The sequence below is a fragment of the Phytobacter diazotrophicus genome, assembly GCF_052061655.1.
In the GTDB taxonomy this organism is placed as follows: Bacteria; Pseudomonadota; Gammaproteobacteria; order Enterobacterales; family Enterobacteriaceae; genus Phytobacter; species Phytobacter diazotrophicus.
The window spans coordinates 4,750,290-4,764,049 of sequence record NZ_CM125428.1 but is presented as its reverse complement, the minus strand read 5'-3'; the positions used below and the strand labels follow the sequence as shown (position 1 = coordinate 4,764,049).

The following is a 13,760-nucleotide window of genomic DNA, read 5'->3' as shown; positions in this document are numbered from 1 at the left end:
GTTTTTAACGCCCCAATGCATATTCAGTTTTTTTCTTACAAATATTCATGACGTTAATTTGCCTCATTAGTTGAGCGGTATTTCACCAAAGTGGAATGTAACCGCGAATAAGGGATCTTTTATTCTGGTTAGCCTTTGCACTGGCTTGACAAGCTTTTCCTCCGCTCCGTAAACTCCTTCGGTGGGGATTTGTGGGATAAAGTGGTGAAATAGGTCACTCAGGGGTGGGGCTGGTATGTTCCGTGGAGCTACATTAGTCAATCTCGACAGCAAAGGCCGGTTAGCCGTGCCGACCCGTTATCGGGATTTGCTGCTGGAGAAAGCTTCCGGTCAAATGGTTTGTACCATTGACATCCGTCACACCTGCCTGCTGCTTTACCCCTTACCCGAATGGGAAATTATTGAGCAAAAATTGTCGCGTCTGTCGAGCATGGATCCGCAAGAGCGCCGGGTACAACGTCTCTTGTTGGGGCATGCCAGCGAATGTCAGATGGATAACGCAGGGCGCTTATTAATCGCGCCTGTTTTGCGGCAACACGCCGGGCTGACGAAAGAAGTGATGCTGGTCGGACAGTTCAATAAGTTTGAGCTGTGGGACGAAACGACCTGGTATCAACAGGTCAAGGAAGATATCGACGCTGAGCAAACGGGGACTGAGATACTTTCAGACCGGTTGCAGGATTTGTCTCTGTAATGATGATGGAAAATTTTAAACACACAACGGTGCTACTGGATGAGGCCGTTAATGGCCTGAACATTCGTCCGGATGGCATTTACATTGATGGCACTTTTGGCCGCGGTGGTCACTCACGCCTGATCCTCTCCCATCTGGGAGCGGAAGGACGTCTGCTGGCTATTGACCGGGATCCAGAAGCGATTGCTGTCGCAAAAACCATTGATGATCCCCGTTTTTCCATCGTACATGGTCCTTTTTCCGCGCTGGCTGAGTATGTCAGCGAGCGTGGTCTCACCGGTAAGATCGACGGAATTCTGCTCGATCTTGGCGTCTCTTCTCCGCAACTCGATGATGCTGAACGCGGTTTTTCCTTTATGCGTGACGGTCCGCTTGACATGCGTATGGATCCCACGCGCGGTCAATCTGCTGCGGAGTGGTTACGAACGGCCGATGAAGCCGATATCGCATGGGTAATAAAGACCTTTGGTGAAGAGCGCTTTGGTAAACGCATCGCGCGCGCCATCGTTGAGCGTAACCGTGAAGAACCGATGACCCGTACCAAAGAGCTGGCTGCGGTGGTGGCGGCAGCGACACCGGTGAAAGATAAATTCAAACATCCTGCGACCCGTACCTTCCAGGCGGTGCGCATCTGGGTAAACAGTGAACTGGAGGAGATAGAGCTGGCGCTAAAAAGCTCGATCGACGTATTGGCCCCGGGAGGGCGGCTCTCGATCATTAGTTTCCACTCGCTGGAAGACCGCATTGTAAAACGTTTTATGCGTGAACAAAGCCGCGGTCCGCAGGTTCCGGCAGGGTTACCGATGACGGAAGAGCAACTCAGGAAACTGGGTGGACGTCAGTTACGAGCACTAGGCAAGTTGATGCCGGGCGAAGAAGAAGTGGCTGAGAATCCACGTGCCCGTAGTTCAGTTCTGCGTATTGCAGAGAGGACGAACGCATGATCGGCAGAGTGTCAGAGACCCTTAGCAAAGTTAAAGTGTCGTTAGGAAGCAACGAGCGCCATGCCTTGCCTGGCGTGATCGGCGACGACCTTTTGCGATTTGGGAAACTGCCACTCTGCTTGTTCATTTGCATCATCATGACGGCGGTGACGGTTGTCACCACTTCGCATCATACCCGTCTGTTGACGGCCCAGCGTGAACAACTCGTGCTGGAGCGCGATGCGCTGGATATCGAATGGCGCAACTTGATCCTTGAAGAGAATGCGCTCGGCGATCATAGCCGGGTTGAGCGGATCGCGACCGAGAAGCTGCAAATGCAGCATGTCGATCCGTCCCAGGAAAACATTGTTGTACAGAAATAAGGAACCACGCGACGCATGAAAGCCGCAGCGGTTAAAACGCCAAAACCGAAACGCCAGGAAGAACAGGCCAGCTTTGTGAGCTGGCGTTTTGCCTTGCTTTGCGGCTGCATTTTGCTGGCGCTGGGCTTTTTGCTGGGCCGCGTCGCGTATTTGCAAATTGTAAACCCCGATATGCTGGTGCGTGAAGGGGATATGCGCTCGCTGCGCGTTCAGGAAGTCGCGACCTCGCGCGGCATGATTACCGATCGTTCCGGACGTCCGCTGGCAGTGAGTGTGCCGGTCAAAGCTATTTGGGCCGATCCTAAAGAGGTGCAGGATGCCGGTGGCGTAACGCTCGATAATCGCTGGAAAGCCCTGTCCGACGCATTGACCATCCCGCTTGATCAGCTTTCCTCGCGCATTAATGCGAACCCGAAAGGGCGTTTTATCTATCTGGCGCGCCAGGTCAACCCAGACCTTGGTGAGTACATTAAAAAGCTTAAGCTACCGGGCATTCACCTTCGTGAGGAGTCCCGCCGTTATTATCCTTCGGGCGAAGTAACTGCTCACCTCATCGGCTTTACTAACGTCGACAGTGAAGGCATTGAAGGGGTCGAGAAAAGCTTTGATAAGTGGCTTACTGGTCAGCCAGGTGAGCGTATTGTGCGTAAAGACCGTTATGGCCGCGTGATTGAGGATATCTCCTCCACTGACAGCCAGGCGGCGCATAACCTTGCGCTGAGCATTGACGAACGTCTACAGGCACTGGTCTATCGCGAGCTGAATAATGCGGTGGCATTTAACAAAGCGGAATCGGGAAGTGCTGTACTGGTAGATGTGAACACCGGTGAAGTGCTGGCGATGGCGAACAGCCCTTCTTACAACCCGAACAATTTTACCGGTACCGCGAAAGACACCATGCGTAACCGCGCGATTACCGACGTCTTCGAACCGGGTTCGACGGTTAAACCCATGGTAGTGATGACCGCGCTCCAGCGTGGCGTCGTGACGCCTAACACCGTGTTGAACACTATTCCTTATCGAATTAACGGCCACGAAATCAAAGACGTGGCGCGCTACAGTGAATTGACCCTGACCGGGGTACTACAGAAGTCGAGTAACGTTGGTGTTTCTAAACTGGCGTTAGCGATGCCGTCCTCAGCGTTAGTAGATACTTACTCACGTTTTGGATTGGGAAAGGCGACCAATTTGGGGTTGGTCGGAGAACGCAGTGGCTTATTTCCTCAAAAACAACGGTGGTCTGACATAGAGAGGGCCACCTTCTCTTTCGGCTACGGGCTAATGGTAACGCCGTTACAGTTGGCACGAGTCTATGCAACCATTGGCAGTTACGGTGTGTACCGCCCGCTGTCGATAACCAAAGTTGATCCACCTGTTCCGGGCGAACGCATCTTCAATGAGTCTATCGTACGAAACGTCGTACATATGATGGAGAGCGTGGCCCTGCCTGGCGGCGGCGGTGTGAAAGCGGCGATTAAAGGCTACCGCATCGCAATTAAGACCGGTACGGCGAAGAAGGTGGGGCCGGATGGCCGCTACATCAACAAATACATTGCTTATACCGCGGGTGTTGCGCCCGCCAGTAATCCACGCTTTGCGCTGGTGGTCGTTATTAACGATCCACAAGCAGGTAAATACTACGGTGGCGCCGTTTCTGCGCCGGTGTTTGGTGCCATCATGGGCGGTGTTTTACGCACCATGAACATCGAGCCGGATGCACTGACAACGGGCGATAAGAATGAATTCGTAATTAATCAAGGCGAGGGGACAGGTGGCAGATCGTAATTTGCGCGACCTTCTTGCTCCGTGGGTGCCAGGTGCGCCGGAGCGAGCACTGCGAGAAATGACACTCGACAGCCGGGTAGCGGCGTCGGGTGATCTTTTTGTGGCAGTAGTGGGTCATCAGGCGGACGGGCGTCGATATATCCCGCAGGCGATTGCGCAAGGTGTGGCTGCCATTATTGCCGAGGCGAAAGATGAGGCTACTGACGGCGAAATTCGCGAGATGCACGGCGTTCCGGTTATCTATCTGAGCCAGTTAAATGAGCGTCTTTCTGCGCTGGCGGGGCGTTTTTATAACGAGCCTTCTGAGCAACTGCGTCTGATTGGCGTGACCGGCACTAACGGTAAAACCACGACTACGCAATTGCTGGCGCAATGGAGCCAATTGCTTGGCGAAACCAGCGCGGTAATGGGCACGGTGGGGAATGGCCTGTTGGGCAAAGTTATCCCATCGGAAAATACCACCGGTTCCGCCGTTGACGTACAGCATGTGATTGCAAGCCTTGCTCAGCAAGGCGCAACTTTCGCCGCGATGGAAGTCTCCTCCCATGGGCTGGTTCAACACCGCGTGGCGGCGTTGAAATTCGCCGCGTCTGTCTTCACGAACCTGAGCCGCGATCATCTGGACTATCACGGTGACATGGCCAATTACGAAGCGGCTAAATGGCTGCTGTTTTCTGCTCACCATTTCGGCCAGGCCATCGTCAATGCGGATGATGAAGTCGGACGCCGTTGGTTAGCAAAACTGCCTGATGCGGTCGCCGTGTCGATGGAAGACCATATCAACCCGAATTGCCATGGCCGCTGGCTGAAAGCAACCGAGGTGGTGTACCACGACAGCGGTGCGACTATCCGCTTTGCCTCCTCCTGGGGCGAGGGCGAGATTGAAAGCCGTCTGATGGGTGCCTTTAACGTCAGCAATCTGCTGCTCGCGCTCTCGACACTGCTGGCGCTGGGCTATCCGCTGGCCGATTTAATCAATACTGGCGCACGACTGCAGCCGGTATGCGGGCGTATGGAAGTGTTCAGCGCGCCGGGCAAACCGACCGTGGTGGTGGATTATGCCCATACCCCGGATGCGCTGGAAAAAGCGCTGCAGGCAGCACGACTGCACTGCACCGGAAATCTGTGGTGTGTATTTGGCTGCGGTGGCGATCGCGATAAAGGCAAACGTCCGTTGATGGGCGCAATTGCTGAACAGTTCGCTGATATTACGGTCGTGACAGATGACAATCCGCGTACCGAAGAGCCGCGCGCCATCATCGACGATATTCTGGCGGGCATGCTCGATCCGGGCCGCGCACATGTGATGGAAGGCCGCGCAGAAGCGGTTACCAACACGATCATGCAAGCGAAAGAAAATGACGTTGTCCTGCTCGCAGGTAAAGGTCACGAAGATTATCAGATTGTCGGTAGCCACCGTCTCGATTATTCAGACCGTGTAACCGCGGCTCGTCTGTTGGGAGTCATCGCATGATTAGCGTAACGCTTAGCCAGCTCAGCGGCATTTTGCATGGCGAACTACATGGTGCAGACGCAACCATTGAGGCGGTCACTACGGACACCCGCAAGCTGACCTCTGGTTGCCTGTTTGTGGCGCTGAAAGGCGAACGTTTCGATGCCCACGATTTCGCTGATAAAGCAAAAGAGGGCGGTGCTGGCGCGCTGTTAGTCAGTCGCAAACTGGATATCGACCTGCCGCAACTGGTGGTGAAGGATACCCGTCTCGCCTTTGGCGAACTGGCAGCCTGGGTTCGCCAGCAGGTTCCCGCTCGCGTTGTGGCGCTGACCGGCTCGTCTGGCAAAACCTCGGTGAAAGAGATGACGGCCGCCATTCTCAGCGAATGTGGTAATACGCTCTATACCGCCGGGAACCTGAACAATGACATCGGTGTGCCGATGACTCTGCTGCGCCTGACAAATGAACATCAGTACGCAGTGATTGAACTTGGCGCTAATCACCAGGGAGAAATCGCCTGGACTGTGTCGCTGACCCGCCCGGAAGCGGCGCTGGTTAACAATCTTGCGGCAGCGCATCTTGAAGGATTTGGCTCTCTGGCCGGGGTGGCAAAGGCTAAAGGCGAGATTTATACCGGCCTGCCTGTCAACGGCATCGCCATTATGAATGCCGATAACAATGACTGGCTGAACTGGCAGAACATCATTGGCGATCGCAAAGTCTGGCGTTTTTCGCCAAATGCCGCCAACAGCGATTTTACCGCGACCAATATTCATGTGACCTCCCACGGTACTGAATTTACGCTGCAAACCCCAACGGGCGGTATTGATGTCACGTTGCCATTACCCGGGCGCCACAATATCGCGAATGCGCTGGCCGCAACCGCGCTGGCGATGGCGGTAGGGGCACCGCATGACGCAGTGAAAAAAGGTCTGGCAAATCTGAAAGCTGTTCCGGGGCGTCTTTTCCCGGTGCAACTTGGAGAAAACCAATTACTGCTGGACGACAGCTACAACGCGAACGTGGGGTCGATGACGGCGGCAGCGCATGTGTTAGCTGAAATGCCAGGCTATCGGGTCATGGTGGTCGGCGACATGGCGGAATTGGGTGATGAAAGCGAGGCGTGTCACATTCAGGTGGGTGAAACGGCAAAAGCTGTTGGTATCGACCGTGTGTTAAGCGTCGGCAAACTCAGTAAAGCCATCAGTGATGCCAGTGGCGTTGGCGAGCATTTTGATGATAAGGCGGCAATGATTGCGCGTTTAGAGGCGCTGATTGCCGAGAAGCAAATTATTACCATTTTGGTGAAAGGTTCACGTAGTGCCGCCATGGAAGAGGTCGCACGCGCATTACAGGAGAAAAGGGCATGTTAGTTTGGCTGGCCGAACATTTGGTCAAATATTATTCTGGCTTTAACGTCTTCTCCTATTTGACGTTTCGCGCCATCGTCAGCCTGCTGACTGCGCTCTTCATCTCTTTATGGATGGGGCCGCGCATGATTGCCCGTCTGCAAAAACTCTCTTTTGGCCAGGTCGTGCGTAACGATGGCCCGGAGTCGCATTTCAGTAAACGTGGTACGCCAACCATGGGCGGCATCATGATTCTGACAGCGATCGTCGTTTCTGTGCTGCTGTGGGCTTACCCGTCCAATCCATACGTCTGGTGCGTTCTGGTTGTCCTGGTTGGCTACGGCATTATTGGTTTTGTTGATGACTACCGCAAAGTGGTGCGCAAAGACACGAAGGGCCTGATTGCGCGCTGGAAATATTTCTGGATGTCGGTGATTGCCCTGGGCGTCGCCTTTGCATTGTACCTTGCGGGCAACGATACGCCCGCTACGCAGCTGGTGGTGCCGTTCTTTAAAGATGTTATGCCGCAATTGGGCATTTTCTACATCCTGCTGGCTTATTTCGTGATTGTGGGAACAGGTAACGCGGTCAACCTGACTGACGGTCTGGATGGTCTGGCGATTATGCCCACCGTGTTTGTGGCGGCGGGTTTTGCGTTAGTGGCCTGGGCGACAGGTAACATGAACTTTGCCAGTTATCTGCACATTCCGTATCTGCGTCATGCGGGCGAGCTGGTTATCGTCTGTACGGCAATTGTCGGCGCGGGGCTGGGATTTCTGTGGTTTAACACCTATCCCGCTCAGGTCTTTATGGGGGATGTGGGCTCGCTGGCGTTAGGCGGCGCACTGGGCATTATCGCCGTGCTGCTGCGTCAGGAATTCCTGTTGGTCATTATGGGCGGCGTCTTCGTCGTCGAAACCCTGTCTGTGATTTTGCAGGTTGGGTCGTTCAAATTGCGTGGTCAGCGTATTTTCCGTATGGCGCCGATTCACCATCACTATGAACTGAAAGGCTGGCCGGAGCCGCGCGTTATTGTGCGCTTCTGGATTATTTCGCTGATGCTGGTCCTGATTGGCCTGGCAACGCTCAAGGTACGTTAATCATGGCAGATTACCAGGGTAAAAAAGTCGTCATTATTGGTCTTGGTCTGACGGGACTCTCGTGCGTGGAATTTTTCCGCGCGCGCGGTGTTACGCCGAAAGTGATGGATACCCGCGTTTCGCCTCCGGGGCTGGATAAGCTCCCGGAAGAGGTGGAGCGCTATCTTGGTGGTCTGAATGATGACTGGCTGCTGGCGGCCGATCTGATCGTCGCGAGCCCAGGGATCGCACTGGCGCATCCGTCGCTGAGTGCAGCGGCGGATGCGGGCGTTGAGATCGTTGGCGATATTGAGCTTTTTTGCCGTGAAGCGCAGGCGCCGATCGTGGCGATCACCGGGTCGAACGGCAAAAGCACGGTCACTACGCTGGTTGGCGAAATGGCGAAATCCGCCGGCAAGAACGTCGGCGTTGGCGGCAATATTGGCCTGCCCGCGCTGATGCTGCTGGAATCTGCCTGCGATCTTTACGTGCTGGAACTTTCGAGCTTCCAGCTTGAAACCACATCCAGCCTGCATGCGGCGGCGGCGACCATCCTCAACGTTACCGAAGATCATATGGACAGGTATCCGTTTGGTCTCCAGCAGTACCGTGCGGCGAAACTGCGTGTTTATGAAAATGCGAAGGTTTGTGTGGTGAATGCAGATGACGCGCTGACCATGCCAGTGCGTGGTGCGGATGAGCGCTGTGTAAGCTTTGGCGTGGATGTCGGCGATTACCATCTCAATCGCCAGCAGGGGGAAACCTGGCTGCGTGTGAAAGGTGAGAAGGTGCTGAACGTTAAAGAAATGAAGCTTAGCGGCCAGCACAATTATACGAACGCGCTGGCGGCCTTGGCCCTGGCCGATGCCGTGGGGTTACCGCGCGCCAGCAGCCTGAAAGCGTTGACCACGTTTACTGGTCTGGCGCACCGCTTCCAGTTGGCGCTGGAGCACAACGGCGTGCGCTGGATTAACGATTCCAAAGCGACCAATGTCGGCAGTACTGAGGCGGCACTGAACGGCCTGCATGTAGATGGCACGCTGCACCTGCTACTCGGTGGAGACGGTAAATCGGCGGATTTCTCTCCGCTGAAACGTTATCTCGAAGGCAGTAATGTTCGCTTGTATTGCTTTGGTCGTGACGGCGCAGAACTGGCTACGTTGCGTCCGGAAATTACTGATCAAACACAGGATATGGAACAGGCGATGCGCCTGATTGCGACGCGTGTGCAACCGGGCGATATGGTGTTGTTATCACCCGCCTGCGCCAGCCTTGATCAATTTAAGAATTTTGAACAGCGTGGCGATGTCTTTACCCGCCTGGCGCAGGAGTTAGGTTGATGCGTTTAAGTCTCCCCCGCCCGAGAATGCCGCACCTGCCAGGATTTGGGATCCTGAGCTGGTTATTTGGGGCATTAAAAGGTTGGGTGATGGGCTCACGCCAGAAGGACAACGACAGCCTGGTCATGTACGACCGCACGCTGTTCTGGCTGACGCTGGGCCTGGCGGCGATCGGATTCATCATGGTGACTTCGGCATCCATGCCGGTAGGGCAGCGACTGACGGCGGACCCGTTTTTCTTTGCCAAACGCCATGCGCTGTATCTGTTTCTGGCGTTTTGTCTGGGGCTGGTAACGCTGCGGTTACCGATGGAGTTCTGGCAGCGCTGGAGCTCGGTAATGCTGGTAGCCGCCATTGTCATGCTGTTGGTGGTTCTGGTGGTGGGTAGCTCAATCAACGGGGCATCGCGCTGGATTGACCTTGGAGTAATGCGTTTCCAGCCTGCGGAATTTACCAAGCTGTCGCTGTTTTGTTATCTGGCGAACTACCTGGTGCGTAAGGTTGATGAGGTGCGTAATAACTTGCGCGGCTTCCTTAAACCGATGGGCGTCATTATGGTGCTCGCCGTGCTGCTGCTGGCACAGCCTGACCTGGGTACCGTGGTTGTGCTCTTTATTACCACGCTGGCGATGTTATTCCTGGCCGGGGCAAAACTGTGGCAGTTCATCGCCATTATCGGCTCTGGTATTGCAGCGGTGATTTTGCTGATTTTGGCTGAGCCATACCGTATTCGTCGTGTGACATCGTTCTGGAACCCCTGGGATGATCCGTTTGGTAGCGGCTACCAGCTAACGCAGTCGTTGATGGCATTTGGTCGCGGTGAGCTGTGGGGCCAGGGGCTTGGGAACTCGGTACAAAAGCTGGAATATCTGCCCGAAGCACATACCGACTTCATCTTCGCCATTATCGGCGAAGAACTGGGTTATATCGGTGTGGTACTGGCACTTTTAATGGTATTCTTCGTCGCTTTCCGCGCCATGTCCATCGGACGCAAGGCGCTGGAAATCGATCAGCGGTTTTCGGGTTTTTTGGCCTGCTCGATCGGTATTTGGTTCAGCTTCCAGGCATTAGTAAACGTTGGCGCAGCCGCAGGTATGCTGCCGACTAAAGGGCTGACTCTGCCGCTCATCAGTTATGGCGGCTCCAGTTTATTGATTATGTCGACGGCCATCATGCTGTTGTTACGTATTGATTATGAAACGCGTCTGGAAAAAGCCCAGGCGTTTACACGAGGTTCACGATGAGCGGTCAACCGAAGCGGTTAATGGTGATGGCAGGCGGTACCGGCGGGCATGTGTTCCCCGGGCTTGCGGTTGCGCACCATTTAATGGATCAGGGCTGGCAAGTGCGCTGGCTCGGAACCGCCGATCGCATGGAAGCCGACCTGGTACCGAAACACGGTATCGAGATTGACTTCATCCGTATCTCCGGCCTTCGCGGCAAAGGGGTGAAAGCCCTGCTGCTTGCGCCGTTGAGAATTTTTAACGCCTGGCGTCAGGCGCGCGCCATTATGCAGCGCTTCAAGCCGGACGTAGTGCTGGGCATGGGCGGTTATGTCTCTGGCCCAGGCGGGTTAGCCGCATGGTCGCTAGGTATTCCCGTCGTGCTGCATGAGCAAAACGGTATCGCAGGGCTGACTAACAAATGGCTGGCGAAGATTGCCACCAAAGTCATGCAGGCTTTTCCGGGCGCATTCCCGAAAGCCGAGGTGGTAGGAAATCCGGTACGTGTGGATGTGCTGGCGCTGCCGTTGCCGCAAGAACGATTGCCGGGCCGTGAAGGGCCGGTGCGGGTTCTTGTGGTGGGTGGTTCGCAGGGGGCGCGCGTACTGAATCAGACGATGCCGCAGGTCGCGGCAAAACTGGGCAGCGCGGTGACTATCTGGCATCAGAGTGGAAAGGGGGCTCAGCAAACCGTTGAGCAGGCCTACGCCGATGCCGGTCAGCTTCAGCATAAAGTGACCGAATTTATTGATGATATGGCGCAGGCCTATGCCTGGGCAGATGTTGTGGTATGCCGCTCTGGCGCACTGACGGTCAGTGAGATCGCTGCCGCAGGCCTGCCTGCGTTATTTGTTCCATTCCAGCATAAGGATAGACAGCAGTACTGGAATGCGCTGCCGCTGGAAAAGGCGGGGGCGGCGAAGATTCTGGAGCAGCCGCAATTTACGGTCGATGCCGTGGCAGAGACACTTGCAGGCTGGAACCGGGAAGCATTACTGGAAATGGCCGAGCGCGCACGCGCCGCCGCCATTCCCGATGCCACTGAACGAGTGGCAAAAGAAGTGAGTCTTGCAGCACAGGCTTAATACTGGCGACGCCTTTTGCGTCGCGCGAATTTGAAGTGGTAGATGGCGTTTAGAGAATGAATACACAACAACTGGCGAAACTGCGTTCAATCGTGCCCGAGATGCGTCGCGTCCGGCACATTCACTTTGTCGGCATTGGCGGTGCTGGCATGGGCGGTATTGCCGAAGTTTTGGCTAACGAAGGTTATCAAATCAGCGGTTCTGATTTGGCGCCGAATCCGGTAACGCAGCAGTTGGCGTCGCTTGGCGCGACCATCTATTTCAACCATCGCCCGGAGAACGTTAGCGATGCAAGTGTTGTCGTTGTGTCCAGCGCGATTGCAGCGGATAACCCGGAAATCGTAGCCGCGAATGAAGCGCGCATCCCGGTGATTCGCCGTGCCGAAATGCTGGCAGAGCTGATGCGCTTTCGCCACGGTATCGCTATCGCCGGTACGCATGGCAAAACGACAACCACGGCTATGGTTGCCAGCATTTACGCCGAAGGCGGGCTTGATCCTACCTTCGTGAATGGCGGTCTGGTGAAAGCGGCAGGCGTACATGCGCGTCTGGGTAACAGCCGTTATTTGATTGCGGAAGCAGACGAGAGTGATGCGTCATTCCTCCATCTGCAGCCAATGGTGGCGATTGTCACCAATATCGAAGCTGACCATATGGACACCTACCAGGGTGACTTCGAGAATTTAAAAACGACGTTTATCAACTTCCTGCACAACCTGCCGTTCTATGGTCGCGCGGTGATGTGCGTGGACGATCCTGTTATTCGCGAATTATTACCGCGAGTGGGTCGTCAGCTCACCACATACGGCTTTAGCCAGGATGCGGATGTACGCATTGAAAACTATCAACAGAAAGGCGCGCAAGGGCATTTCACCCTGATTCGCCAGGATAAGCCGGAACTGCATGTCACGCTCAATGCGCCGGGCCGTCATAATGCGCTTAATGCAGCGGCCGCGGTCGCGGTGGCGACTGAGGAAGGCATTGATGACGAAGATATTCTGAGCGCGCTGGAGAGCTTCCAGGGCACCGGTCGTCGTTTTGATTTCCTGGGTGAGTTTCCGCTGGAATCCGTCAACGGTAAGCCAGGGACTGCCATGCTGGTGGATGATTACGGTCATCACCCGACGGAAGTGGACGCCACCATTAAAGCGGCGCGCGCGGGCTGGCCGGATAAAAATCTGGTGATGGTATTCCAGCCGCATCGCTTTACCCGTACGCGCGATCTGTATGACGATTTTGCCAATGTTCTGACGCAGGTTGATTCGCTGCTAATGCTGGATGTTTACTCTGCGGGCGAAACGCCGATTCCGGGAGCCGACAGCCGTTCCCTGTGCCGTACCATTCGCGGCCGTGGAAAAATAGACCCGATTCTGGTGTCCGATCCGGCTCAAACCGCGGCAATGCTGGCTCCGGTTCTGACCGGTAATGATTTGATTCTGATTCAGGGCGCAGGCAATGTCGGTAAGATTGCGCGTCAACTGGCGGAAGTGAAACTCAAGCCGCAACAGGAGGACGAGCGCAATGGCTGATAAAGTCGCGGTCCTGCTGGGCGGGGTTTCTGCTGAGCGTGAGGTGTCATTAAACTCCGGCGCTGCGGTGCTTGCGGGTTTACGTGAGGGGGGCGTTGATGCCCACCCGATTGACCCGCGTGATGTGGATGTCACTCGCCTGAAAGCGATGGGCTTCGATAAAGCATTCATTGCGCTGCACGGGCGTGGCGGTGAAGACGGTACGCTGCAAGGATTGCTGGAGATAACAGGGGTGCCCTATACCGGCAGCGGTGTTATGGCATCGGCAATCTCAATGGATAAATTGCGCAGTAAATTGCTCTGGCAAGGTGCAGGGTTACCGGTCGCCCCGTGGGTTGCGTTAACGCGCAGCGAATTTGAATCGGGACTCAATAACGACGTTATTCAGCGCATTGCTGCGTTAGGTTTACCGGTTATCGTTAAACCGAGCCGTGAAGGCTCAAGTGTCGGGATGTCAAAAGTTGAGGAATCTGGTGCATTAGCGGCTGCGTTAGCGCTTGCCTTTCAACATGATGATGAAGTTCTTATCGAAAAATGGCTAAGTGGGCCCGAATTTACAGTTGCCATGCTCGGAAAAGAAATTTTACCGTCAATTCGCATTCAGCCCGCTGGAACCTTCTATGATTATGAGGCGAAGTATCTCTCTGATGAGACGAAATATTTCTGTCCGTCAGGTCTGGAAGCAGAAGATGAGGCCAATTTACAAAACCTGGTACTGGACGCCTGGCGTGCGCTGGGATGTCGGGGCTGGGGAAGAATTGACGCTATGTTAGACAGTGATGGGCAATTTTATCTGCTGGAAGCCAATACCGCGCCGGGCATGACGAGTCATAGCCTGGTCCCGATGGCAGCGCGACAGGCGGGGTTAACCTTCTCGCAGTTGGTCGTGCGAATTCTGGAACTGGCGGAGTGAT

Annotated in this window: 12 protein-coding genes; all 12 read left to right on the top strand. The window is 55.0% G+C overall.

The features are described 5' to 3' along the window. The first annotated feature begins 235 nt into the window (after positions 1–235). From mraZ to ACS0RQ_RS23075, 12 genes are read left to right on the top strand one after another with little or no spacing between them, the layout of a single operon-like run. Positions 236–694: a division/cell wall cluster transcriptional repressor MraZ gene (gene mraZ / locus ACS0RQ_RS23130; protein WP_039078359.1), complete on the top strand. Its 459-nt coding sequence runs from the start codon at positions 236–238 to the stop codon at positions 692–694. A gap of 2 nt (positions 695–696) precedes the next feature. Next, positions 697–1,638 (top strand): 16S rRNA (cytosine(1402)-N(4))-methyltransferase RsmH, encoded by a 942-nt coding sequence (rsmH, locus tag ACS0RQ_RS23125; RefSeq protein ID WP_103281670.1) that lies wholly within the window; start codon positions 697–699, stop codon positions 1,636–1,638. After that, positions 1,635–2,000: a cell division protein FtsL gene (gene ftsL / locus ACS0RQ_RS23120; RefSeq protein WP_039078360.1), complete on the top strand. Its 366-nt coding sequence runs from the start codon at positions 1,635–1,637 to the stop codon at positions 1,998–2,000. The genes rsmH and ftsL overlap by 4 nt, the downstream gene beginning before the upstream one ends. Positions 2,001–2,015: 15 nt before the next feature. Then, positions 2,016–3,785, top strand: coding sequence for a peptidoglycan glycosyltransferase FtsI (locus tag ACS0RQ_RS23115; RefSeq protein WP_271848820.1), 1,770 nt, complete (start codon positions 2,016–2,018; stop codon positions 3,783–3,785). Then, positions 3,772–5,259, top strand: a complete 1,488-nt coding sequence (gene murE / locus ACS0RQ_RS23110; protein ID WP_271848821.1) for a UDP-N-acetylmuramoyl-L-alanyl-D-glutamate--2,6-diaminopimelate ligase — start codon at positions 3,772–3,774, stop codon at positions 5,257–5,259. The genes ACS0RQ_RS23115 and murE overlap by 14 nt, the downstream gene beginning before the upstream one ends. Continuing rightward, positions 5,256–6,614, top strand: a complete 1,359-nt coding sequence (gene murF, locus ACS0RQ_RS23105) for a UDP-N-acetylmuramoyl-tripeptide--D-alanyl-D-alanine ligase (RefSeq protein WP_271848822.1) — start codon at positions 5,256–5,258, stop codon at positions 6,612–6,614. Before murE ends, murF begins: the two co-directional genes overlap by 4 nt. Next, positions 6,608–7,690 carry a phospho-N-acetylmuramoyl-pentapeptide-transferase gene (gene mraY / locus ACS0RQ_RS23100; protein ID WP_039078364.1) on the top strand — a complete coding sequence of 361 codons (1,083 nt, stop codon included), beginning with the start codon at positions 6,608–6,610 and terminating at the stop codon, positions 7,688–7,690. The genes murF and mraY overlap by 7 nt, the downstream gene beginning before the upstream one ends. A 2-nt stretch (positions 7,691–7,692) precedes the next feature. Continuing rightward, positions 7,693–9,009, top strand: coding sequence for a UDP-N-acetylmuramoyl-L-alanine--D-glutamate ligase (murD, locus tag ACS0RQ_RS23095; protein WP_071193646.1), 1,317 nt, complete (start codon positions 7,693–7,695; stop codon positions 9,007–9,009). After that, positions 9,009–10,253, top strand: coding sequence for a cell division protein FtsW (gene ftsW / locus ACS0RQ_RS23090; protein WP_047371825.1), 1,245 nt, complete (start codon positions 9,009–9,011; stop codon positions 10,251–10,253). Before murD ends, ftsW begins: the two co-directional genes overlap by 1 nt. Then, complete coding sequence (murG, locus tag ACS0RQ_RS23085) at positions 10,250–11,317, top strand: undecaprenyldiphospho-muramoylpentapeptide beta-N-acetylglucosaminyltransferase (protein WP_271848823.1); 1,068 nt, start codon at positions 10,250–10,252, stop codon at positions 11,315–11,317. The genes ftsW and murG overlap by 4 nt, the downstream gene beginning before the upstream one ends. A 56-nt stretch (positions 11,318–11,373) precedes the next feature. Next, on the top strand, positions 11,374–12,846 hold the full coding sequence (gene murC / locus ACS0RQ_RS23080; protein ID WP_271848824.1) for a UDP-N-acetylmuramate--L-alanine ligase: 1,473 nt from the start codon (positions 11,374–11,376) through the stop codon (positions 12,844–12,846). After that, entirely contained in the window at positions 12,839–13,759 is a 921-nt protein-coding gene (locus ACS0RQ_RS23075; RefSeq protein WP_271848825.1) for a D-alanine--D-alanine ligase, read from the top strand. The genes murC and ACS0RQ_RS23075 overlap by 8 nt, the downstream gene beginning before the upstream one ends. The last annotated feature ends 1 nt before the right edge of the window (position 13,760 follow it).

What these genes read in the sequence shown, in the direction of transcription:
- mraZ (WP_039078359.1), top strand. Translation starts at nt 236, where the DNA reads ATGTTCCGTGGAGCTACATTAGTCAATCTCGACAGCAAAGGCCGGTTA.
- rsmH (WP_103281670.1), top strand. Translation starts at nt 697, where the DNA reads ATGATGGAAAATTTTAAACACACAACGGTGCTACTGGATGAGGCCGTT.
- ftsL (WP_039078360.1), top strand. Translation starts at nt 1,635, where the DNA reads ATGATCGGCAGAGTGTCAGAGACCCTTAGCAAAGTTAAAGTGTCGTTA.
- ACS0RQ_RS23115 (WP_271848820.1), top strand. Translation starts at nt 2,016, where the DNA reads ATGAAAGCCGCAGCGGTTAAAACGCCAAAACCGAAACGCCAGGAAGAA.
- murF (WP_271848822.1), top strand. Translation starts at nt 5,256, where the DNA reads ATGATTAGCGTAACGCTTAGCCAGCTCAGCGGCATTTTGCATGGCGAA.
- mraY (WP_039078364.1), top strand. Translation starts at nt 6,608, where the DNA reads ATGTTAGTTTGGCTGGCCGAACATTTGGTCAAATATTATTCTGGCTTT.
- murD (WP_071193646.1), top strand. Translation starts at nt 7,693, where the DNA reads ATGGCAGATTACCAGGGTAAAAAAGTCGTCATTATTGGTCTTGGTCTG.
- ftsW (WP_047371825.1), top strand. Translation starts at nt 9,009, where the DNA reads ATGCGTTTAAGTCTCCCCCGCCCGAGAATGCCGCACCTGCCAGGATTT.
- murG (WP_271848823.1), top strand. Translation starts at nt 10,250, where the DNA reads ATGAGCGGTCAACCGAAGCGGTTAATGGTGATGGCAGGCGGTACCGGC.
- murC (WP_271848824.1), top strand. Translation starts at nt 11,374, where the DNA reads ATGAATACACAACAACTGGCGAAACTGCGTTCAATCGTGCCCGAGATG.
- ACS0RQ_RS23075 (WP_271848825.1), top strand. Translation starts at nt 12,839, where the DNA reads ATGGCTGATAAAGTCGCGGTCCTGCTGGGCGGGGTTTCTGCTGAGCGT.